The 19,486-nt window shown below is 71.8% G+C and carries 17 protein-coding genes; 2 read left to right on the forward strand and 15 right to left on the reverse strand.

The annotated features are described in order from the left end of the window. Positions 1 to 3: 3 nt before the first annotated feature. From G472_RS31070 to G472_RS0103845, 6 genes are all read right to left on the reverse strand, one after another. Positions 4 to 837 carry a glycosyltransferase family 2 protein gene (locus G472_RS31070; RefSeq protein WP_051340345.1) on the reverse strand — a complete coding sequence of 278 codons (834 nt, stop codon included), beginning with the start codon at positions 835 to 837 and terminating at the stop codon, positions 4 to 6. Beyond that, the gene (locus G472_RS0103825) at positions 834 to 2,084 is read right to left on the reverse strand and encodes a hypothetical protein (RefSeq protein ID WP_029007319.1); all 1,251 of its coding nucleotides are present in this window, start codon (positions 2,082 to 2,084) and stop codon (positions 834 to 836) included. Before G472_RS0103825 ends, G472_RS31070 begins: the two co-directional genes overlap by 4 nt. Continuing rightward, positions 2,081 to 3,265 (reverse strand): glycosyltransferase family 4 protein, encoded by a 1,185-nt coding sequence (locus G472_RS31075; RefSeq protein WP_051340347.1) that lies wholly within the window; start codon positions 3,263 to 3,265, stop codon positions 2,081 to 2,083. The genes G472_RS0103825 and G472_RS31075 overlap by 4 nt, the downstream gene beginning before the upstream one ends. A 205-nt stretch (positions 3,266 to 3,470) precedes the next feature. Then, a complete protein-coding gene (locus G472_RS0103835) occupies positions 3,471 to 4,277 on the reverse strand; it encodes an FkbM family methyltransferase (RefSeq protein ID WP_029007320.1) in 807 nt (268 codons plus the stop codon). 109 nt (positions 4,278 to 4,386) lie between these two features. Next, entirely contained in the window at positions 4,387 to 5,007 is a 621-nt protein-coding gene (locus tag G472_RS0103840; protein ID WP_029007321.1) for a class I SAM-dependent methyltransferase, read from the reverse strand. After that, positions 4,994 to 6,592, reverse strand: coding sequence for a hypothetical protein (locus tag G472_RS0103845; protein WP_029007322.1), 1,599 nt, complete (start codon positions 6,590 to 6,592; stop codon positions 4,994 to 4,996). The genes G472_RS0103840 and G472_RS0103845 overlap by 14 nt, the downstream gene beginning before the upstream one ends. 381 nt (positions 6,593 to 6,973) lie before the next feature. Between G472_RS0103845 and G472_RS0103850 the strand changes: the two genes are divergently transcribed. Beyond that, positions 6,974 to 8,269: a family 4 glycosyl hydrolase gene (locus G472_RS0103850; protein ID WP_029007323.1), complete on the forward strand. Its 1,296-nt coding sequence runs from the start codon at positions 6,974 to 6,976 to the stop codon at positions 8,267 to 8,269. Positions 8,270 to 8,389: 120 nt separating this feature from the next. Here G472_RS0103850 and astB read toward each other — a convergent pair whose 3' ends face one another. From astB to G472_RS31080, 4 genes are read right to left on the reverse strand one after another with little or no spacing between them, the layout of a single operon-like run. Next, positions 8,390 to 9,748 carry an N-succinylarginine dihydrolase gene (astB, locus tag G472_RS0103855; protein ID WP_029007324.1) on the reverse strand — a complete coding sequence of 453 codons (1,359 nt, stop codon included), beginning with the start codon at positions 9,746 to 9,748 and terminating at the stop codon, positions 8,390 to 8,392. After that, a complete protein-coding gene (gene astD / locus G472_RS0103860; RefSeq protein ID WP_029007325.1) occupies positions 9,745 to 11,193 on the reverse strand; it encodes a succinylglutamate-semialdehyde dehydrogenase in 1,449 nt (482 codons plus the stop codon). The genes astB and astD overlap by 4 nt, the downstream gene beginning before the upstream one ends. Next, positions 11,190 to 12,242 carry an arginine N-succinyltransferase gene (locus G472_RS0103865; RefSeq protein WP_051340349.1) on the reverse strand — a complete coding sequence of 351 codons (1,053 nt, stop codon included), beginning with the start codon at positions 12,240 to 12,242 and terminating at the stop codon, positions 11,190 to 11,192. Before G472_RS0103865 ends, astD begins: the two co-directional genes overlap by 4 nt. Beyond that, entirely contained in the window at positions 12,239 to 13,489 is a 1,251-nt protein-coding gene (locus tag G472_RS31080; protein WP_051340352.1) for a hydrolase, read from the reverse strand. Before G472_RS31080 ends, G472_RS0103865 begins: the two co-directional genes overlap by 4 nt. A gap of 128 nt (positions 13,490 to 13,617) precedes the next feature. Here G472_RS31080 and G472_RS0103875 point away from each other — a divergent pair, with 128 nt between their 5' ends. Next, entirely contained in the window at positions 13,618 to 13,950 is a 333-nt protein-coding gene (locus G472_RS0103875) for a hypothetical protein (RefSeq protein WP_029007327.1), read from the forward strand. Here G472_RS0103875 and chrA read toward each other — a convergent pair. The 5 genes from chrA to G472_RS38650 form a co-directional block, all read right to left on the reverse strand. Next, complete coding sequence (gene chrA, locus G472_RS31085) at positions 13,923 to 15,344, reverse strand: chromate efflux transporter (RefSeq protein ID WP_245593383.1); 1,422 nt, start codon at positions 15,342 to 15,344, stop codon at positions 13,923 to 13,925. The genes G472_RS0103875 and chrA overlap by 28 nt on opposite strands. Positions 15,345 to 15,346: 2 nt before the next feature. Then, positions 15,347 to 16,165, reverse strand: coding sequence for a chromate resistance protein ChrB domain-containing protein (locus G472_RS0103885; protein ID WP_029007328.1), 819 nt, complete (start codon positions 16,163 to 16,165; stop codon positions 15,347 to 15,349). 137 nt (positions 16,166 to 16,302) lie between these two features. Then, a complete protein-coding gene (locus tag G472_RS0103890; RefSeq protein WP_029007329.1) occupies positions 16,303 to 16,704 on the reverse strand; it encodes a PIN domain-containing protein in 402 nt (133 codons plus the stop codon). Positions 16,705 to 16,730: 26 nt separating this feature from the next. Next, a complete protein-coding gene (locus G472_RS31090; protein ID WP_245593384.1) occupies positions 16,731 to 18,119 on the reverse strand; it encodes a ribonuclease J in 1,389 nt (462 codons plus the stop codon). Positions 18,120 to 18,525: 406 nt separating this feature from the next. Beyond that, a complete protein-coding gene (locus G472_RS38650) occupies positions 18,526 to 19,191 on the reverse strand; it encodes a nuclear transport factor 2-like protein (RefSeq protein ID WP_029007330.1) in 666 nt (221 codons plus the stop codon). Positions 19,192 to 19,486: the final 295 nt, after the last annotated feature.

Raw genomic sequence — 19,486 nt, forward strand, 5'->3', positions numbered from 1 at the left:
GGGTCAGCGCTCCTGCGCAACGGTCGGCAGCGGCTGCGGGCGGCGGTCGATCAGGCGGCGCAACCGCCAGGCCGTCGCCACCGGGTCGCGCGCCCATTTCAGCAACCGCGCCGCAGCACGGCGCAGCCCGTCGCCCGGCGCCGGTCCCCGTCCCATCAGCCGGGCGAAGATCCGGTCGGCGTCCTTGCGGTATTGGTCCTCAAGCCGGCCGGAACCGGAGATCGACCGTTCGTGCAGCGTGAAGACCGACAGCAAGGCGTCGATGCGGTGGAACTGCGCCCCGGCGAGCACCAGTTCCGCCAGCAGCTCGCCGTCCCAGCATGTGCGGTTGGCCGGGTTGAAGCCGCCGACTGCACGCACCGCGCCGGTGCGGAAGAACATGCTCTGTTGCAGAATCCCGATGCCGCCGAAAGCCAGCAACCAGGGCTTCAGCGGCGGACGGCTCGCGTGCACGCGGTAATGCAGGCCCAGGCGGTGATCCTCGATGATGCCGTGCCCATAGACCGCATCGGCCCGGGGATGGCGCGCGAATCCCCGGACGATGCGCGACACGGCGCCCGGCAGCAATCGGTCGTCGGCGTTGAGATAGCCGAAGATCCCGCCGGTCGCCGCCGCCAGCCCCCTGGCCAGCCCGTCGGCCGGACCGTCGTCCGGGTCGAGGATCACCCGGGCGATCCGGTCGCGGTGGCGTTCGATGATCGCGCGGCTGCCGTCGGTCGAGCCGGGATCGACGACGATGTATTCGATGTCCGGATGGTCCTGGCCGAGCACCGAGAGGATGGTGTGCTCCAGGAATTCCGCCTGGTTGAAGGAAATGGTGACGATGGACACCTTCATCGGCCGATGCCCCCTCCGGCATCGCGGCCGGTGTCGAGGCGGAGCACGGTCGCGGCGATGACGATGGCGAAGCAGCTCAGCACCCGGTTGGTGAGTCCATAGGGAGAGAACAGGATCGCCCAGGCGAGATTCAACAAGGAGAAGATGATGACCGGATCGGCCAGGCGAATGTTGTGCACCGTGGAGAAGATCGCCCGCACCAGGATCGCCACCACATAGAACCAGAACAGGGCTGCGAGAATGCCCCCTTCCACCCAGGCGCCCATCAGGTGGGAATGGGTGGGGATCAGGTCCGGCACATCGACCGGAATGTTGTCCAGGCTTACTCCGGAGAGTTCCAGGAGCAGAATGGCATAGTGCTCGTTGGCCGCCCAGGACCCGTGGCCGAGCAGTGGCTTCTCCCGTACAGCTTCGAAGGCGACCGGGAATTCCGCGCGGCCGGACAGCAGCACGCCGCGCTCGTCGACCTGCGCCAGGAATTTTTCCCGCTCCCACTCGCCGAGCAACCCGGTCTGCGCGGCGTGGGAGTAGACCTCGATCACACCGAGGCTCCCGATCATCAGCACCAGCAGCGTCGCACCCATCTGAATCGGCGAGAAGGCGCGCCCGCGCCGTCCGAAGACCATCGACAGGAGCAGGATCAACGCGGTCATGATGGCGATGCCCGCCAGGCTGCGAAAACCCAGCAACAGGTTCAACCCGCCGGCACCGAGGCAAAGCAGGATGGCGGCGGAACGTTGCTCCATCACCCACAAAATACCGGCGGCGCTGATCACCAGCATGGTCACGCCGCCGCCGTAGCCGAACTTCCAGGGATCGCCTTCGAAATAGTCAGAGGGGTTGAGCAACGGAGAGACCAGGAGGCCCAGGGCCAGGGCCAGGAAGACCGTCCGGATGCTGCGCAACCGGTCGCCGATCAGCGTGAAGAATCCGAGGACGAGAAGGACCGTGGCCCCCGCGCGGGCGGCACCCCGGGCCATGTTGTCAATCTCGCTGTCGTTGACCAGATCGCTGATGAACTGGACGGCGAGCCAGACCAGCGCCAGAAGGACCAGCGTTCGGATCGGCGATGTCACCGGCGGCAGTCGGCCGGTCACAACGGCGGCGGGCAGCAGAAGCAGGAGCGCCAGCTCGCTTCCGGTGATCCGGCCGACCAGTTCGACGTCGATGCCGACGACCAGGCCGACCACGAGACCCGGCACCAGGCCCCAACCGTAGTGTTGCGTCCGACGGTGCGCGCCGTTCATGCTGCCGCCTTTTCGCCGCCGGTGCGCAGCGGCAGGCCGAGCGCGGTGCGCAGTCCCCGGACGTCGGCGTCGAAGTCCCAGCCACTGATGATGTCCCGGCTCAGTTGGCCCATGCGCCGGGCGCGCTCGGGATCGGCAAGGATGTCGGACAGGGCCGCCGCAAGCGCCGGTGCGTCCCCGGTGGGGAATCTGTAGCCGTTCTCGCCCTGCCGGATCAGGTCATGGCCGCTGCCGACCTGATCGCTCACCACCACCGGCTTGCCCAGGTTCATGGCTTCGTTCACCACCAGCCCCCATGTCTCGTACATGGACGGCAGCACGAAGACGTCGCAGAGATCATAGAAACCGCGCAACTCCCGCTGTCCTCGGAAGCCGGCGAAGTGGACCCGGTCGAGGCCGCGTGCGGCCTCCTTCAGGTGGGGCAGCATCTCGCCCGTCCCGACGAAGATCAGGTGAGGACTGCGCGACGCCGCACCCGGTGCGAGGTGTTGAAACGCCTCCAGCACAAGGTCGGGCAGTTTGAGGCGTTGCAGCCGCGCGACGAAGAGGATCACCGGCGCATCGGCGGGGATGCCGAATTCGCGGCGCAGCGCCTCCCGGCGGGTGCCGTCCCCCACCCGGAAGAAGGCGTTGTCCACGGCCCACGGGGTCAGGACGATCTTCTCGTCGGGTATGCCCAGGGCGCGGAAATAGGCGGCGTTGAGCGAGCCGACGGCGAGGAACCGCTCCGCCACCCGGTTGAGCGCGGCGAAATAGAGCGGCTTGACCAGACGCTTCAGCCGTCCGCGCGGACGGCTGATCCCGGTGGCGTCGTCGCGGATCATCACGCGGATTCCCAGGCTGCGGGCCGCGGCCATGGCAAGCCAGTGGGACGGCCGGTTGTAGCCGTGGACCCACAGCCAGTCGAACTGTCCCTCCTTAAGCCGACGGCGCAGGCCATAGGCGAAAGGCCACCAGAAGGACGGGCCGCGGCCCGCTCCGAGGGCGGGCAGCACCGTATGCTCGAAGCCTCCCACCAGGGGGACGTCCCATTCGACATCAGCCGAGAATCCCGGATCGGCATGCCGGCGCAGCGAGATGTCTGATTCGAAAAAGACGGTCAACGCGATGTCGGGTTCCTCCGCCACCCGGCGGAAGAGGGCGCTGGAATAATGGACCGGGTGGGTGATGAGCACGGCCACGCGGGTCGGAGAGCCTGCGGGAGGCTGCCGATCCTGATCGCCTGACGGGGGTATGGCTGACATGGAGGGGCCGGAATGACCGAGACCGCCCTTCAGTAGCGCCCGGGTGTCCCGATTGCAAGATTCCCCGCGGCTGCCGTCCTTCGCTGCCGACCTTGCCGCGCGCGGTCCGGTGCAGCCCCTTCGGCGACCGTTTGCGGCGGCATCAGCCGATAATCCGGTCCAGCAGCGGGCGGCGGACGAAGATGACGTCCCGCTCGATGGCGTAGGCCATGGCGTGGCGCCCGTGTTCCTGGAAGATCGCCGGATAGAGTCCGGCTTCGGCCAGCAGGCGGGAGCAGGGGGCAAAGGACGGTTCCATCTCCTCATACTCCTCAGCGAAGCACAACTCGACGATGGCGATGTCGGTCTGCGCCAGCAGGCCGGGGCCGCCGGCCAGCACGGCGGCCTCATGGCCCTGCACGTCGATCTTCAGCACGCGCCGGCGGCCTTCTGCGCCGTCGGTCGGCACATCGTCGAGCCGCAGCGCCTCCACCGTCACGGCCTCACGGTCGTCGGTCTGCCCGCGTGCCGCCGCGAAGGGCGCGGCGTAGTCGTACAGGCTTGCCAGGGTGTCGTCGGTGCCGATCCGCAGGGTTACCGACCCCGGCCGGTCCGACACGGCGGCATTGATCGGGCGGACGCGGGGATCCCCCTCGAAGCGCCGGCGCAGCCGATGGAAGGTGGCCGGGACCGGCTCGACCGCCACCACCGCCGTGTCGGGGAAAAGCGCCAGGAAGTCGGCCGCCCACTCGCCCCGGTTGGCGCCGATGTCCATCAGGAAGACCGGTTCATCGGGCCGGAGGAAGCGCAGGAAATTGACCAGATCCTCCGCGGCGGACGGGCTGCGCAGCACCCGCCGCGCCAGCCAGTCGGGAACGTCCACGCCGAGGCGTCGGCAGCGGGTGAGTTCGCGTCGCAACTGGGCGCGCCGGCAGATCGCATCACCGAGTTTGACCAGAGCGTTCCACATGCATCGCGTCCGAGAGAGGGAAGAGAAGTGGGAGGGGGCGGGCCGCGCCGATCGGCGGGCAGGGTCCGATCATGGCGGGTGAGCATCGGTGCCGACGCTCGGGGCGGCATCAATCCTTGTGGCAGACAGCGATCATGGACTTGGCCAGAGGCGGTATGCGACCAACCCGCTCGAACATGATCCGGGAGAACCCGGCCTCGGTCAACAAGGTGCCCAGCGTGTCGATGGACCAGAATTTGATATGCCCGTGATCCCAGAGTGCCGTGAAGTGCCTGTCCATTTTGCCGCTCAGCGCCAACGCCAGGTTTTTCCAGTAGCCGTGGTAGGGCGTGCTGACGATCGCGAGGCCGCCGGGGGCGACCAATGCGAACAGGGTTTTTGCGTAGAGGCGCGGACTGTACACGTGCTCGACCACTTCCAGGCTGATGACCGCCGGAAACTGCCCGTATGTTGCCGCCAGATCGTCGTACGCCGACCCCCGGGCGAGCCTGAGCCCCGGATAAGCCGATGTCGCCGTCGCAAGGCCGTGTTCGGACGGATCAACACCGGTGACATCGTATCCCCGGTCGGCAAGGAGATTGGCAAAGGAGCCGTTGCCGCAGCCGAGGTCGAAGACCCGACGGGCCGTGCTGCGCTCCAGGGTTCGCAGGACGGGTTCGACCAGGCAGCGATGGGCGTCGGTGTGGCCGGCGTCGCTCCACATGAATCCGGTGCTGTCAGCGGCGGGCATGTCGACCTCCCGGTAGAATCGCCCGGCCGGGCCATCGGACCCGGCAAAGCATGCGTTCCAGCCGTTCCCGAACCCATACCCGGTGCCCGATGAACAATGCCCCTATCAGGGCGGGGATCGCAACGGCGGTCCATGCCGCCATGAAGAGGGCAAGGCCGAAGATGCCGTCCGGCGGAGCGACCCGGCTGGATGCGATGAAGGCCAGCATGGCAAGGACGAGGGCCAGTGCCGCTACCGCGTAGCTGCGAAGTGCCAGCCGCAGCGTCGATTGCCCCAGCAGCCGGCCGGCGGCCCTGAGGTGCAGCGGCATCGAGGCGACCGCCTCGGCCAGGGTGACCGCCAGCGCCGCCCCCGCCGCTCCGCCGCGCGGTATCAGCAAAAGTCCCAAAAGGATGATGGCCGCGGTTTCGGCCGCCTGCGCGGTGGCGACGCTTTCCGGCCGGTCCACCAGGCGCAACAGGCCCGCCGCGCCATAGGCCGGCACCTGAATCAGCGCCCCTGCCAGGAAGGCGGCCCCCGTCACCGGGTCGAAGGGCATGGCTCCGTGCGTCCACAGCCTGAAGACCGCCGGCCCCGCGCCCCAGGCAGCCGCGGCGAGCAAAGCGACGGCGCAGCCCACCACCGGCCCGCCGGCGGCGTAGAGGCGGCCGGCGCCCGCGCGGTCGCCGCAGGCGTGCATGCGCGCCATCTCCAGTCCCAGCGCTGTTGCCGCTTGCCGCGCCGTCTGCCGCACGAGGCCGGTGAAGGTCCGCACGGTGGTGAAGGTCACGACCGCCGCCGCCGGCGCCAGCCACCCCAGAAGAATGACCGGCGCGTTGACGACGATGACGACGCTGCCCTGATCCACGGCGTAAAGCGGCGCCTTCCTCGCCAGCAGCCGCAGCTCGGCGCGGGTCGGCGGCAGCGGACGCAACGACACGTGGCCATAGTCGCAGCGCAGTTCCCGCAGTAGTACGCCCCAGCCCACCACCACAGCCGCCGCGAGTTGGGCGGCCGCCGCGTGCAGCGGTGATCCGCCGGCAAGCGCTGTCAGAATGCCGGCACCGATCTGGGCGCCGTAGGTCAGCGTGATCCCCATCACCTCGCGGTGGAACCGGCCCCGTGCGGAATGGACGGTTGCCACCAGACCGCGCGGCAGCAGCACGACGACCGCCAGGGCCAGCAACAGAAGCGTGGCACCGGCGTTCTCCGGCGTCGACAGACGGAGAAGGGCGGGGGCGTCCAGCGCCACGGCGGCCACCACGGCGGCGGCTAGGCATCCGGTCAGCACCGCATAGGCGCCGAGACCCGATTGCAGGATCCGGCGCCCCGCCGCCTCGTCGCCGCGCGCCCAGGCTGCGCGCAACGCGTTGCTCAGGAAACCATGCAGGCCGCAGTCGCCCAGCGCCAGCAGCCCGGCCACCGACGCCAGCACCAGCCAATCCGCGTAGAGCCCGGGCCCCCAGGCGGTCAGGAACACCGGGACGGAGGCGAGCTGTCCGACGATCACGACGATGTTGGATAGCCCCTGTGCACCGATCCCCGCCGCAAGGCGGCGGCCGATGCCGGGTGGCGGCGAACCCGCCGGCGCGGTGGACTCGGTCATGGCGGTCGCCGCACGGAAAACCCTCGCCAACACATCCTCGGGCGCGACATTCGTCGCCCCCTTTTGAACCACGAGCGGCCCCGCCCGTGCCAGTGCAATTCACCCGATGATCGAGACCGTTCCATACGGAACGGAGGTTGCCCGGCCGGCGCGGCCACCATGAACGGGGTGGCGGCGTCGATGCTATGGCGCACCCGATACGGCCGGAAAAAGTTCCGTTCCATTGATCTCCGGCCGTCAAACCCGACAGATCAATGCTTTGCATTGATCTGTCGGGGCGGACCGACGGCATCATTCTGTTGCCGTCGGTATGAAAGTAGCGGTGGGAACCTCGGCCGAACGGGTCTAGACTTTCGGCATAAGCGTCCACGGAGGCGTGTCATGAGCGGGCAAGTCCGGAACACCACGAAGATCGTCTTCATCGGCGCCGGCAGCGCCGCCTTCGGCGTCAGCTTCTTCCAGGACCTGTTCGCGACGGACGAACTGGCGGGCAGCACGCTGACGCTGGTCGACACCGACCCCGCGGCGCTCGACCGCATGGCCGGACTGGCCCGCGTGCTGAACGCGGCGACGGACCGCAACCTGGTGATCGAACACACCACCGACCGGCGTGCCGCCCTCGACGGCGCCGGCTTCGTCATCAACTCCGTGGCCATCGACCGCAACCGGCTGTGGCAGCTCGATTTCGAGATCCCGAAGAAGCACGGGGTGCGCCACACGCTGGGCGAGAACGGCGGTCCCGGCGGACTGTTCTTCACCCTGCGCACCCTGCCGCTGATCTTCGACTTCGCCCGCGACGTCGCGGAGCTGTGCCCGGACGCCCTGTTCATCAACTTCTCCAACCCGGAGAGCCGGATCGTCCTGGCGCTGGCGAAGCACACGGACGTGAAGGTGCTGGGTCTGTGCCACGGCATCTTCCTGGCGCGATGGTTCGTCTGCCAGATACTTGGCCGTGCGGAAGCGGAGGTGGAGGTGGCGGGCGCCGGCCTGAACCATTTCCAGTGGCTGACCCATGTGCGCGAGGCGGCGACCGGCCGTGACCTCTACCCCGAACTGCGGACCCGCGAGAAGGCGCACGACCCCGCCTTCACGCCGCTGACCCGGCGCCTGTTCCACAGCTTCGGCCTGTGGCCCACCTGCTCCGACGACCATATGGGCGAGTACCTGCCCTACGGCTGGGAAGGCGGCGAGCACGGCTTCGACTTCGCCGGCGACGACAAGAACCGGGAATACCTGAAAACCCTGATCGACGACGTGGCGTCCGGGGCCAAGCCGGTGCCCGACGACTGGCTGAAGCCGTCGTGGGGGGAGCGCGCCGTGGCGGTGATCGGCGGCGTGCTGCACAACCGGCACCGCTACATCGAGTCGGGCATCGTCTGCAACCGCGGCGCCATCCCCAACCTGCCCCCCGACCTGGCGGTGGAGGTGCCTCTGCTGGTGGACGCCGGCGGTGTCCACCCCGTGTCCCTCGGCCCGCTGCCCGACGCCATCGCCAAGCTGCTGCACGTCCAGGCCAGCGTCCAGCAACTGGCCGTCGAGGCGGCGGTGCACGCCTCGAAGGAGATCGCGCTGCAGGCCCTGCTGATCGATCCGGTCATCACCTCCACCGACGCGGCCGTGGCGCTGCTGGACGAGCTGTGGGAGATCAACCGCCCGTTCATCCGCCCGTGCGTGTGATAAGGCTTCCGGCAGATCCGTAGGATCTGTTGGAAGCCGTCGAACCCGACAGATGAAGGCCGCCGGCCTTCAATGAAAGGGGCATACGGTTGAAGCCTTCAGGCGGAAACCGTATGAACCTCACTGCTGGAAATCGTAGACCGGCCCCAGGCGCAGGATGCCGGTCAGTTCGTCCAGCGCCCGGCGGCCCTCGTCCGCCAGGCCGGGGTCACGCAGGTCGTCGATGGTGAGGCGGTCGCGGTAGTGGCGGTCCACCCACGCCTCCAGCCGGGCGGCCAGGGCGTCGTCCAGGAAGACGGCGGGGTTGGCGGCGGCGCGGTCGGCGTCGGTCAGCACGACGCGCAGGCGCAGGCAGGCGGGGCCGCCGCCATTGCGCATGCTCTGGCGCAGATCGACGTGCAGCGCCTCGCGGATCGGGCCGCCGGAGGACAGCAGGTCCTCCACGTACGCGCGCACCGCCGGGTCCTCGCGGGCCTCCGCCGGCAGGACCAGCAGCAGTCCGCCGTCCGGCCGCAGCAGGAGCTGGGAGTTGAAGAGGTAGCTGCGGATCGCCGAGTTCACGCTCACCCGGGCGGCGGGCACTGCGATGGCCGTCAGCTCCGCCTCCACGGCGGCCAGCGCCCGGCGCAGGGCGTCCAGCACGCCCGGGGTGTCGGCGAAGGCGTCTTCGTAGAAGAACAAGGTGCCGGCGCTGCCGACGCAGACCACGTCGTTGTGGAAGGCGCCGGCGTCGATCAGCGCCGGGTTTTGCCGGGCGAACACGGTGCGGGCGGGAATGAGGCCGTGCCGCCGCGCCACCGCCGCCGAGGCCTCGAAGGTCTGGCGGGCGGGGAAACGGGTTGGGGCCGGGGCGCCGGAGTCGAAGGCGGTGCGGCCGTAGACGAAGAATTCCACCCCCGGCGCGCCGTGGGCGGCGGCGAGGCGGGTGTGGTTGGCGGCGCCCTCATCGCCGAAGGCGGCGTGGGCGGGCAGGGGCGGGTGGTGGGCGAAACGGTTGCCCTCCGGGAACACGGCGCGCAGCACCCGCGCGGTCACCGCCGCCTCGATGGCGCGGTGGGGCATCGCCACCAGGTTGGCGGGGGTGAGGTGCAGGCGCCCGTCCGCCGTGTCAGGGGCCGGCGACACGGTGGCGGCGTTGGCCGTCCACATGGCGGAGGCGGAGGCACAGGCCGCCAGCAGCCCGGGGTGGGCCCGCCACGCCGCCTCCAGCACCGCGGCGTCGCTGCCGGTGAAGCCCAGCGCGCGCAGGGTGGGCAGGTGGGGGCGTTCGTGGGGCGGCAGCACGCCCTGGACGAAGCCGCGCCCGGCCAGCAGGCGCATCTTCGCCAGCCCCTGGCGCGCCGCGGCGCGCGGGTCGGCTGGGGTGCGGGCGTTGGCGGCGGAGGCGACGTTGCCGTAGGACAGGCCGGCGTAGGTGTGCGTCGGCCCCGGCAGCCCGTCGAAGTTCGCCTCGACCGCGGTTGTATGATTTCCGCTCATGGGTCCAGCCCGGTGATGGCGGGTGTCGGGTCGGTGATCCGCTCCGCCTCCAGCGACGCCACGGGATAGGCGCAATAATCGGCGGCGTAGCGGGCGGAGGGCCGGTGGTTGCCGCTGTCGCCCACCCCGCCGAAGGGCAGGGCGCCGGAGGCGCCGGTCAGCGGCCGGTTGCGGTTGACCACCCCGGCCCGCACGCCCGTGCGGAAGCGGCGCCACAGGTCCGGATCGTCGCTCACCAGCCCGGCGGCCAGGCCGAAGCGGGTGGCATTGGCCTCGGCCAGGGCGGCGTCGAAGCTGCCGACCCGGATCACCTGCAACAGCGGCCCGAACAGCTCCTCGTCCGGGCGATCGGCGATGGCGGTGACGTCGATCAGGCCGGGCGTCAGGAAGGGGCGGCCCGGCACCGTCCGCGCCATGGCGCGCAGCGGCACGCCGCCGGCGGCGACCAGCGCGGCCTGCGCCCCCAGCAGGGCGTCGGCGGCGGCGTTGTCGATGACCGGGCCCATGAAAGGCGGCGGGTCCGCGTCGGGCGGGCCGACGCGGATGCGATCGATCAGCCCGGCCAGGGCATCCGGTACCCGGTCGCCGGCGTCGCCCTGCGGCACGATCAGCCGGCGGGCACAGGTGCAGCGCTGCCCGGCGGTGGCGTAGGCGGACTGCACGACGATCCCGGCCGCGGCGGCCGCGTCGGCGGCGTCCCACACCACCAGCGGGTTGTTGCCACCCATCTCCAGCGCCAGGATCACCCCCGGCCGGCCGGCGAACCGACGGTGCAGGGCCATGCCCGTGGCGGAACTGCCGGTGAAGAACAGCCCGTCGATGCCGGGGTGGGCGGCCAGCGCCTCGCCCGTCGCGCGGCCGCCTTGCACCGGCGTCAGCACGTCCGGCGGCAGGCCGGCGGTGATCCACAGGTCCACCATGCGCTCCGCCACCAGGGGCGTGCGCTCGCTGGGCTTGAAGACCACGGTGTTGCCGGCGATCAGGGCCGGGATGATGTGGCCGTTGGGCAGGTGGCCGGGAAAGTTGTAGGGACCGAACACCGCTACCACGCCGTGGGGGCGGTGGCGCAGCACCGCCGTGGCCCCGGCGGCCGCGGCGGTGTGCTCCCCCGTGCGCTCGCGCCAGGCGGCGATGGAGAGGGCGACCTTGCCGACCATGCTCGCCACCTCGGTGGCTGCTTCCCACCGGGGTTTGCCGGTCTCCGCGGCGATGGCCGCGGCAACGGAGTCGCGCTCGCTCTCCAGCGCGCGGCCGAACCGCTCGACGATGGCCAGCCGCTCGTCCGGCGGGGCGTCGGCCCACGCGGGGAAGGCGGCGCGGGCGGCGCACACCGCCTCGTCCACGTCGGCGGCGTCGGCGGTGGCGCCCTCCCACAGGATGGCGCCGGTGGCCGGGTCTTCCGAGCGCAGCCGGGGGCCGCGCCGCTGCCGCCGGGCATCGTTCATGGCGGACCTCCGTCCAGGGGGGCGAGGCGGAGCCGGTCGCCGGGGACCGCACCCAGCCGCCGGGCGGCGGCCGCGTCGATGATGACGCCGCCGCCGTCGCGGCGGGCTCGCACGCGGGCGACGCGCAGGTCGCCGAGGCGCGTGGTGCAGGCGATGTGGGTGGGCGGGCCGTCGGCGGCCGGCGCGATGCGGTCCACGGTCACCGCGGCGCTGTCGCGCACGGTGCGGATGTCGTCGCGCCGCGCCTCCACCACCGGGCCGCCGTCGAAGATGTCGATGGTCTGGTTGAAGCGGAACCCCTCGCGCAGCAGCAGGGCCAGGGCGGGTTGCGCCCGGTCGTGCGGCTTGCCGATCACCGCCTGCGCCTCGGGCGGCAGCAGGTCGATGTAGATGGGGTACCTGGGCATGAGATCGGCGATGAAGCGGGCATGGCCGAGACCGCTCAGCAGGTCCGCCTCGGGGAAGGGCATGCGGAAGAAGTGGCGGCCGATGGCATCCCAGAAGGGGGAGGCGTGGTCGTCGCGCAGCCAGCCGCGGATCTCCGCCAGCACCGTCGCGGCGAAGCGGTCGGGGAACTCGGCCAGCATCAGGTAGCGGCTGCGCGCCAGGAGCTGCCCGTTGCCGCCCCGCCGGTGGCCGGGGGCGAGGAACAGGGTGCCGACCTCGGTGGCCCCGGTGAAGTCGTTGACCAGCGTCAGCAGCCGGGTGTCCAGGCGCACCCCCAGCTCGCGCGAGGTCTTGGTCAACCGGACGATGCGGTAGTTGAAGAAGCCGTTCTCCAGCCCCACCGCGGCGAACAGGCCGGTGGTGCCGACCACCGCGCCGTCGGCGGTGTCCTCCGCCACCAGGAGGTAGGATTCCGGGCCGGGCTCGGCGATGTCCGCGGCGGCGAAGGCGGCGGCGGAGCGGTCGATGCGGGCGGCCAGCGCCTCGCGGCTGGCGGGCAGGGTGGTCAGGCCGGTGCCCGCCGACTCCGCCAGGCGCACCAGGGCCCCCAGGTCCGCCGGGCGCGCCGGGCGCAGCACCAGGGTGTCGCTGCCGGCGCTCATGGCCGGTCTCCCGCCGCGCCGGGCGGGACGAAGGCGCCGGCCCCCGCCGCCATCAGCAGGGCGGCGGACAGGGTGGCGCGCTCCTCCAGGCTGTCCAGCCGGACGAACTCCCCGTCGCTGTGGATGCGGCCGCCGCGCACGCCCAGCGTGTCGATGTTGGGAATGCCGGCCGCCGCCAGGTTGTTGCCGTCGCAGCACCCGCCGGTGTCGCGCCAGCGCACGGGGATGCCCAGCGCGTCGCCCAGCCCGCCGACCCACGCCTGCAGGTGCTGCTGGCGCGCATCCGCCACCTTGGGCGGGCGGCCGAAGCCGCCGTGCAACTCGGCCCGGATGCCGTCGCGGGCGTTCAGGCCGGCGGTGATGCGGGCGAGCGCGGCGGTCACCCGGGCGGCGTCGCCGGGGGTCGGCACGCGGACGTTGAAGCGCGCCAGGGCCAGGTCGGGCACCACGTTGACCGGGCCGCCGCCCTCCACCCCGGCGACGTTGACGGTCACCCCGTCGTCCCGGCCGTTGAGGGCGTCCAGCTCCAGGATGGCGCCGGCCAGCGCGGTCAGGGCGTTGCGCCCGGCCGCGAAGTCGCGGCCCGCGTGGGCGGCGCGGCCGCGGGCCACCAGGGCGAAGGTGCCGCTGCCCTTGCGCGCGCCGGCCATGGTGCCGTCCTCCAGCGCCGGCTCGTACAGCATCGCGAAATCGGCCCCGGCGGCGGCCTCGACCATGGCGGCGGCCGAGGCGCGGGAACCCGTCTCCTCGTCCGGGTTCAGCAGCACGCGCCAGCCGATCCCGGCGGCGAAGGGGCTGTCCTCCAGCGCCAGCAGGGCGTGCAGCAGCACGGCGATGCCGCCCTTGGCGTCGGCCACGCCGGGCCCGACGAGGGTGTCGGCGCCGGCCTCACGCACCGTCCGGAACGGATGGTCGGGGCCATAGACCGTGTCGTAGTGGATGGCCAGCGTCACCCGGCGGGGCGCCTCCGGCCGGCGGGTCAGCACCAGCAGGTCGCCGGTGGCCTCCTCCCGCACGGTGCCGTCGGCCGCCACCGCCGCGACGGCGGGCAGCGGCCGGCGTTCCGGGGTGCCCAGCGGTGCGAACGCTTCGGCCAGGGCATCCGCCATGGCCGCCAGCCCGGCCCGGTTGCCGCTGCCGGAGTTGATGGCCGCCCAGCGGCGGATCAGCGCCTCCATGGCGGCGCGCCGGCCCCGGATCCGGGCCAGATGGGGCCGCAGGGCGGCGACGTCGAATCCCGTGTCCATGGAATGCAGATGGCGACGGCGCGGCCGGCGCCGACGCTTCCTTTGGGCGTACGCCGTTCGGTATGGCGCGCCGCACCGGCCCTCCCGACTGTTTTTCGGAGTCGTTACCCCGTACCGGGAGCATCCCCATGCCGTCCAGCCCGGCACCGCTCGACCCGTTCGACGAGCGCAATCAGCTTCGCGGCCTGTGGCCCGCCCGCATCCGCACCCGGCTGGACGCCTGCGGCCCGGTGTCGTTCGAGAGCCGCTGCGACCGGCTGGCGCGGGCCCTGGGCGCTGCCGACCCGGTCGCCATCTGGGCGCTGCTGATGTGGAACGCCGCCGCGTCGCCGGACCTGGCGCTGCGTCTGCGCGCCTGGGTCCGGCGTGGCATGCCGCTGCCGGAGGATGAGCCGCTGCCGGCGCTCCCACGGTCTGCCCGAGCCGGCGATGGTCAGCCCAACCCGGAGCGGAGGACCTGAAGCACCACGCCGGCTGCGGCGCAGGCGGCCAGAAGCGGAATCATGCCGACGCGCAGCCACAGGACCGCCGGGACGGCCCCGGCGGACAGGGCGAGCGCAGCGGGATCGACGCTGGACCACACCGGCACGTCGACGGAGAGCGGTCCATAGCCGATCCGGTCGACGGCGCCGAAGACCGTGTGCAGAGCGAACCAGATGGCGAGGTTGAGGATGACGCCGACAACGGCGGCGGTAACCATCGCCAGCGCCCCGCTGACGGCACGGTGACCGCGCAGCGCCTCGGCCCAGGGGGCTCCCGCGAGGACCCAGAGGAAACAGGGAACGAAGGTCACCCAGGTCGTCAGGACCGCGGCCAGCGTGCCGGCGACCAGCGGGTGGAGCGCGCCGGGGTCGCGCAGCGCCCCCATGAATCCGACGAACTGCACCACCTGGATCAGCGGACCCGGCGTCGTCTCCGCCATGGCGAGCCCGTCCAGCATCTCGCCGGGCATCAGCCATCCATGGGCCTGCACGGCCTCCTGTGCGACATAGCCCAGCACCGCATAGGCGCCGCCGAAGGTGACCACGGCCGCCTGGCTGAAGAACACGGCGATCCGCGTGAAGACGTCATCCGGTCCCAACGTCGCCAGGAGCATGAGGACCGGGGTCAGCCACAGCACCAGGAAGATGCCGGCGATCCGCAGCGACCAGGCCCGGGAGGGGCGGGCATGGGCGGGAATATCGGTGCCGAGCGCCGCCGGCCGTTCGCCGGCGGCACGGCCATGGTTGCTGCCCCGGCCGCCGCCGTGGCCGCCCGCGACGGTACCGCTGACCCAGCCCTGACGGCCGGCGACGAACCCGGCAAGGGCCGCGGCGGCGACGATGGCGGGGAACGGCACGTCGAAGAGGTGGATCGCGGCGAACGCCGCACCGGCCACGGCCAGCATGGCCGGCGTGCGCAATGCCCGCCGGCCGACGCGGATGGTGGCCTGGAGGACGATCGCCAGCACCGCCGCTTTCAGCCCGAAGAACAGGCCGGCGACCCAGCCGCCGGAGCCCCAGAGCGCATAGATGAAACTGAGCACGAGGATGCTGAGGAAGCCCGGCAGCACGAAGAGCGTGCCCGCCATCAGCCCGCCGGCCGTGCGGTTGAGCAGCCAGCCGATATAGACGGCGAGCTGCTGCGCCTCCGGCCCGGGCAGCAGCATGCAATAGTTGAGCGCATGGAGGAAACGCCGCTCGTCGATCCAGCGCTTCTCCTCCACGAGGATGCGATGCATCACCGCGATCTGCCCGGCCGGCCCGCCGAAGCTGAGCAGGGCGATCCACCCCCAGGTCCGCAGGGACTCGCGCATGTCAGGCAGCGGCGTGGCGTCCGCCGGGGGGCTGTGGGTTGCCAGGGTGTGATCCGTCACGATCAGGCCCTCGCACCGGGCGATGGCCAGTCGTGGGTTTCATCCGCCGCGTCACGGCTCCAGCGGTAGAGCGCGTCATACAACGGCATGCACGCGTCGAGCTGCGCCAGGTCGTCACGGAACATGCGTGAGAAGCCGAGCGCCGCCGCGAGGAATCCGGCCGCCTGCGGGGCAAGGTCGAGCCTGGCGGTGTCGGCGCCCCGGATGATGGTCGCCAGCCGCTCCATCGCCGGCGACGACAAACCGAACGCCTCCACCATGGCGTCGAAGGTGCAGCGTTCGCCGCGGTGACTCCAATGGCATCCTTCGATATCGAAGGGCGTGGCGCCGAACCGTTCGGCCACCGCCCCGACCTCCGCGGCCGCGACGAACAGGAAGACGGCGCGGGGATCGACGAAGCGGCGGATCAGCCAGGGGCAGGCCGTGCGATCCACCTTCGGACGGGCGCGCGTAACCCACACGGTGCGGCCCTGCGCGTCCCCCGGTGGGATGGCGGCTGCCGGAATCAGCGGTCCGCCGGCGGCGCACCACGCCTCGAAACCGCCGTCCAGGGTCTCCGCGCGTGCACCGGCGTGCCGCAGCCAGGCGGCGGCACCCTGACTGATCTTGCGGCCGTGCCGACAGACGACGACCACATGCTGTCCGCGCCATTCCGCGGCACGCGCCGGAAGGGTGGTGGCGTCGTGCCGCGTTGCCGCAGGCAGCAGGCGCGGGTCGCCGGCGAAATCCTCTGCCGTGCGGACATCCAGGATGGAAGGCGCATCCGGAAGACCGGTGAGGCGCAACAACTGTGAAACCGTGATCTCCGTGTTCGACGGCATGGCGCCAACTCCTGACGAGAGGGTCTGGCGCGATCTTCGGCTGCCGCCTCACGGGGCGATCGCGAGCGCCCCCTGGCCCCAGGAGACCACCGCCGGGACCGCCTGTCAACGCCCGCTTCCGCGTCGGAGGCCGCCCGTCAGGGGAGGTCGGCGAGGGCTTCGCGCGGGGTGAGGACGCGCACGCCGATGGCGTCGCGGCACGACAGCAGGTCGGCGTCGTTGGTGACCAGCACCGCGCCGGCGGCGGCGGCCAGGGCCGCGAACTTGCGGTCGCCGGGGTCCTCCACGACGGTGAAGGAGGCGGGGTCGGTGGGGTCCGGGAACGCGTCCTCCGGCCGGAACAGGGGACGGACGGCGTCCCAGTCCAGGCGGGGAATGCGGGTCAGCACCGCCCGGGTCTCCGCCTGCGTCGGGGCGTCCCACACCAGCCGGGCGCGGCCATCGCGCACCGCCGCCAGCACCGCGGCGGCGGCGCTGTGCGGTTTGAAGCCGGCGGCTACGAAGACGTTGGTGTCGACCACCAGACGGCAGGCGTCCATGGGCAGGTCCCGCACGCCCCGCGGGATTACGCCGCCAGGGCCAGGTGCCGCTCGTCCTCCGGGACCACCGAACCGCGCCACTGCAGCAGCGCACGGCCATCGTCGGCGAGGCGCCGCGGCTCGACGTGGCCGACCACCGCGGTGCCCTCGGCGGCGAGGCGGACGAGGTCGCCGTCCTCCAGAACCAGCGCGCGCTCGACGCCGCAGGTGCGGGCAAGACGGGCGTGCGCCTCCAGATGCTCCATCGTCCCGTGCACCGGCACGGCGAAGCGCGGGCGCACCAGCTCGTACATCAGGCGCAGATCGTCCCGCTTGGGATGGCCGGAGACATGGACCGGCGCGTCGGCCGGCGTCAGCACCTCGACGCCGCGGGCGCGCAGGTGGTTCTGGACGGCCCCGATCGACTCCTCGTTGCCGGGGATGGCGCGGGCGGAGAAGATGGCGGTGTCACCGCGCTCCAGCCACAGCTCGCGGTGGCCGTCGCGGGCGATGCGGCTCAGCGCCGCCCGCTCCTCGCCCTGGCTGCCGGTGCACAGCATGACCAGGCTGCGGCGGTCGGCCCACGACGCCTCGTCCATGCCGATGAAGCCGGGCAGGCCGTCGAGATAGCCGCAGGACCGCGCCGCCTTCTCCATGCGCAGCAGCGAACGGCCGGCCAGCACGACCTTGCGGCCGTTGGCCGCCGCCGCTTCGGCGACCGCGCGCATGCGCGCCACGTTCGACGCGAAGCCGGTGACGGCGATGGCGCCCTTGCGGCCCGCGAACGCCTCCATCAGGCCGGCGCGGGCCGACGCCTCGGACCCGGTGGTGCCGTCCACGTCGGCGTTGGTGCTGTCGCACAGCATGGCCAGCACGCCTTCGTCGCCCAGGCGCCGGAAGGCCGCGAGGTCGGCGGTCTGCCCGACCAGCGGGTCGGGATCGAACTTCCAGTCGCCGGTGTGCAGCACCGTGCCGGCCGCGGTGCGGATGGCCAGGGATACCGGTTCGGGGATGGAGTGGGTGACGGCGATGCTCTCGACCCGGAAGGGGCCGAGGTCGAAGGTTGCTCCCACCTCGAAGGTGCGCAGGCGCACGTCGCGCATCACGCCCTTTTCCTTCAGCCGCTCGCGGATGACGTGGCTGGCGAAGGGGGTGGCGTAGATCGGGCAGGTCAGGCGCGGCCACAGATGGTGGATGGCGCCGATGTGGTCCTCGTGGGCGTGGGTAACCACCAGGCCGACCACGTCGGCCATGCGCTCCTCGATGAAGCGGGGATCGGCCATCAGGGCGTTGATGCCCGGCGCCTCGTCGCCCATGAAGGCGACGCCGGCGTCGACGATCAGCCATTTTCCGGCGTGGCCGTAGAGTGCCATGTTCATGCCGATGCGCGAACAGCCGCCCAGCGGCAGGAACAGAACCTCGTCGGCACCCGGCACCGGGCCGGTCTTCGCGGATGCGGCCTTTACCGGGCCGGTTTTCAACGTCGCGGCCGGCGACGGGCCGCGGTGAAGCGATGCACGGGTGTGGTCGTGCAAGGCGGCGCCGCGGGACGCGGCCGCCCGTCCGTGGGACGCGCCGCGCCCACGGTTTCTGGAAACGGTCATGAACTCTCTTTTCGCAATCGTACGAACAGTCATCGAATGCCGGCATTCGACGCTGCCGGACGGGCGTGCACCGATCGGCGGTGCGCAAGGCGGGTGCATCCCGTCCCGGGCGACGGCGCCAGGCCCGTCCGAAGAGGGGCGAGGCGGCCGGGACGCCGCGGTCGCGACGGGAAACAGCAAATACGCTGCTGTATGTTGTGCGCTGCGACAGGAAGTCAAGCCCTATCGCACCGCCGCCTCAGCATCCGTTCAGCGGGCGGATGCGCTCGATCAGCAACCGGCCTTCGCGCACGGCCAGCAGGACGTCGGCGGACCCGTCGCACCGCCGGCCGCTGCGGTGGGTGTAGGCGTAGCGCACGCGCACCACCCGCTCGTCCGGCCGACCGGTGGCGAGCAGGCGCAGCGGCTCGCTCATCGCACCGTAGAAGGCGGCGATCCCCTGCGGATCGTAGGCTCCCTGCCCGCGCTTCTCCGGCACCACGTAGGCGTTGGCGGCCACGCCGTCGGCGCGGCTCAACGCCTCGTAGAAGGCGTGCACGACGGCCACCGCGTCGTCCATGCCGGCGGTCGGTGCAGGAGCGGGGACGGGGGCCGGCGGGGGTGGTGCGGAGGGCGGGACGGCGGAGGGGGCGGGGCGGGGCGGCGGGGCGGCCGCGGGGGGCGCCATCATGGGTGCGGGGGACGGTGCGGGGGCCGGCGCCTCGGGCAGCGGGGTGACGATGATGCCCGCCGGCGGGGTGGAGGAATCCTGCCGGCCGGCGGCCGGCGCCGGTGGCGGTTCACCGTGCAGTTGCAGGGGCGGACGCGTGGCCGGAACAGCGGGAGGCTCCGGCATCTGCGCTGACAGGGTGCCCGGAAGGGCGATGGCCAGCGGCAGGACAAAGCGCGCGAGGCGGGAGGGCATGGGCGTTCCCCGGATAGTCCCCGGGCCGCGGCCGTTTCGGGGCCGGGCCGGCCCGGCGTGACCGTGGCCGCGGGAACGATGCCGGATGGCGGCGCCCCGGTCAATGGGTCGGGCGCTGTTGCCGACGGCCCGGCACACCGATACCGGCGCAGCCGCTCTTATGATAAATACCATTCCGCGAGGTTCCGGCGTTGCAGTCGGCTGAGGATCTTGTTTATCTCAGGCGCCGTCCGACCATGGTCCGTTCGCGCGGACGGCGCGGTGGTCCGCCGGTACGGCCGGCCGAAATCGAGCA

Origin of the sequence: Azospirillum halopraeferens DSM 3675, assembly GCF_000429625.1 — a bacterium.
GTDB lineage: Bacteria > Pseudomonadota > Alphaproteobacteria > Azospirillales > Azospirillaceae > Azospirillum > Azospirillum halopraeferens.

What these genes read in the sequence shown, in the direction of transcription:
- G472_RS31070 (WP_051340345.1), bottom strand. Translation starts at nt 837, where the DNA reads ATGAAGGTGTCCATCGTCACCATTTCCTTCAACCAGGCGGAATTCCTG.
- G472_RS0103825 (WP_029007319.1), bottom strand. Translation starts at nt 2,084, where the DNA reads ATGAACGGCGCGCACCGTCGGACGCAACACTACGGTTGGGGCCTGGTG.
- G472_RS0103835 (WP_029007320.1), bottom strand. Translation starts at nt 4,277, where the DNA reads ATGTGGAACGCTCTGGTCAAACTCGGTGATGCGATCTGCCGGCGCGCC.
- G472_RS0103840 (WP_029007321.1), bottom strand. Translation starts at nt 5,007, where the DNA reads ATGCCCGCCGCTGACAGCACCGGATTCATGTGGAGCGACGCCGGCCAC.
- G472_RS0103845 (WP_029007322.1), bottom strand. Translation starts at nt 6,592, where the DNA reads ATGACCGAGTCCACCGCGCCGGCGGGTTCGCCGCCACCCGGCATCGGC.
- G472_RS0103850 (WP_029007323.1), top strand. Translation starts at nt 6,974, where the DNA reads ATGAGCGGGCAAGTCCGGAACACCACGAAGATCGTCTTCATCGGCGCC.
- astB (WP_029007324.1), bottom strand. Translation starts at nt 9,748, where the DNA reads ATGAGCGGAAATCATACAACCGCGGTCGAGGCGAACTTCGACGGGCTG.
- astD (WP_029007325.1), bottom strand. Translation starts at nt 11,193, where the DNA reads ATGAACGATGCCCGGCGGCAGCGGCGCGGCCCCCGGCTGCGCTCGGAA.
- G472_RS0103865 (WP_051340349.1), bottom strand. Translation starts at nt 12,242, where the DNA reads ATGAGCGCCGGCAGCGACACCCTGGTGCTGCGCCCGGCGCGCCCGGCG.
- G472_RS31080 (WP_051340352.1), bottom strand. Translation starts at nt 13,489, where the DNA reads ATGGACACGGGATTCGACGTCGCCGCCCTGCGGCCCCATCTGGCCCGG.
- G472_RS0103875 (WP_029007327.1), top strand. Translation starts at nt 13,618, where the DNA reads ATGCCGTCCAGCCCGGCACCGCTCGACCCGTTCGACGAGCGCAATCAG.
- G472_RS0103885 (WP_029007328.1), bottom strand. Translation starts at nt 16,165, where the DNA reads ATGCCGTCGAACACGGAGATCACGGTTTCACAGTTGTTGCGCCTCACC.
- G472_RS0103890 (WP_029007329.1), bottom strand. Translation starts at nt 16,704, where the DNA reads ATGGACGCCTGCCGTCTGGTGGTCGACACCAACGTCTTCGTAGCCGCC.
- G472_RS38650 (WP_029007330.1), bottom strand. Translation starts at nt 19,191, where the DNA reads ATGCCCTCCCGCCTCGCGCGCTTTGTCCTGCCGCTGGCCATCGCCCTT.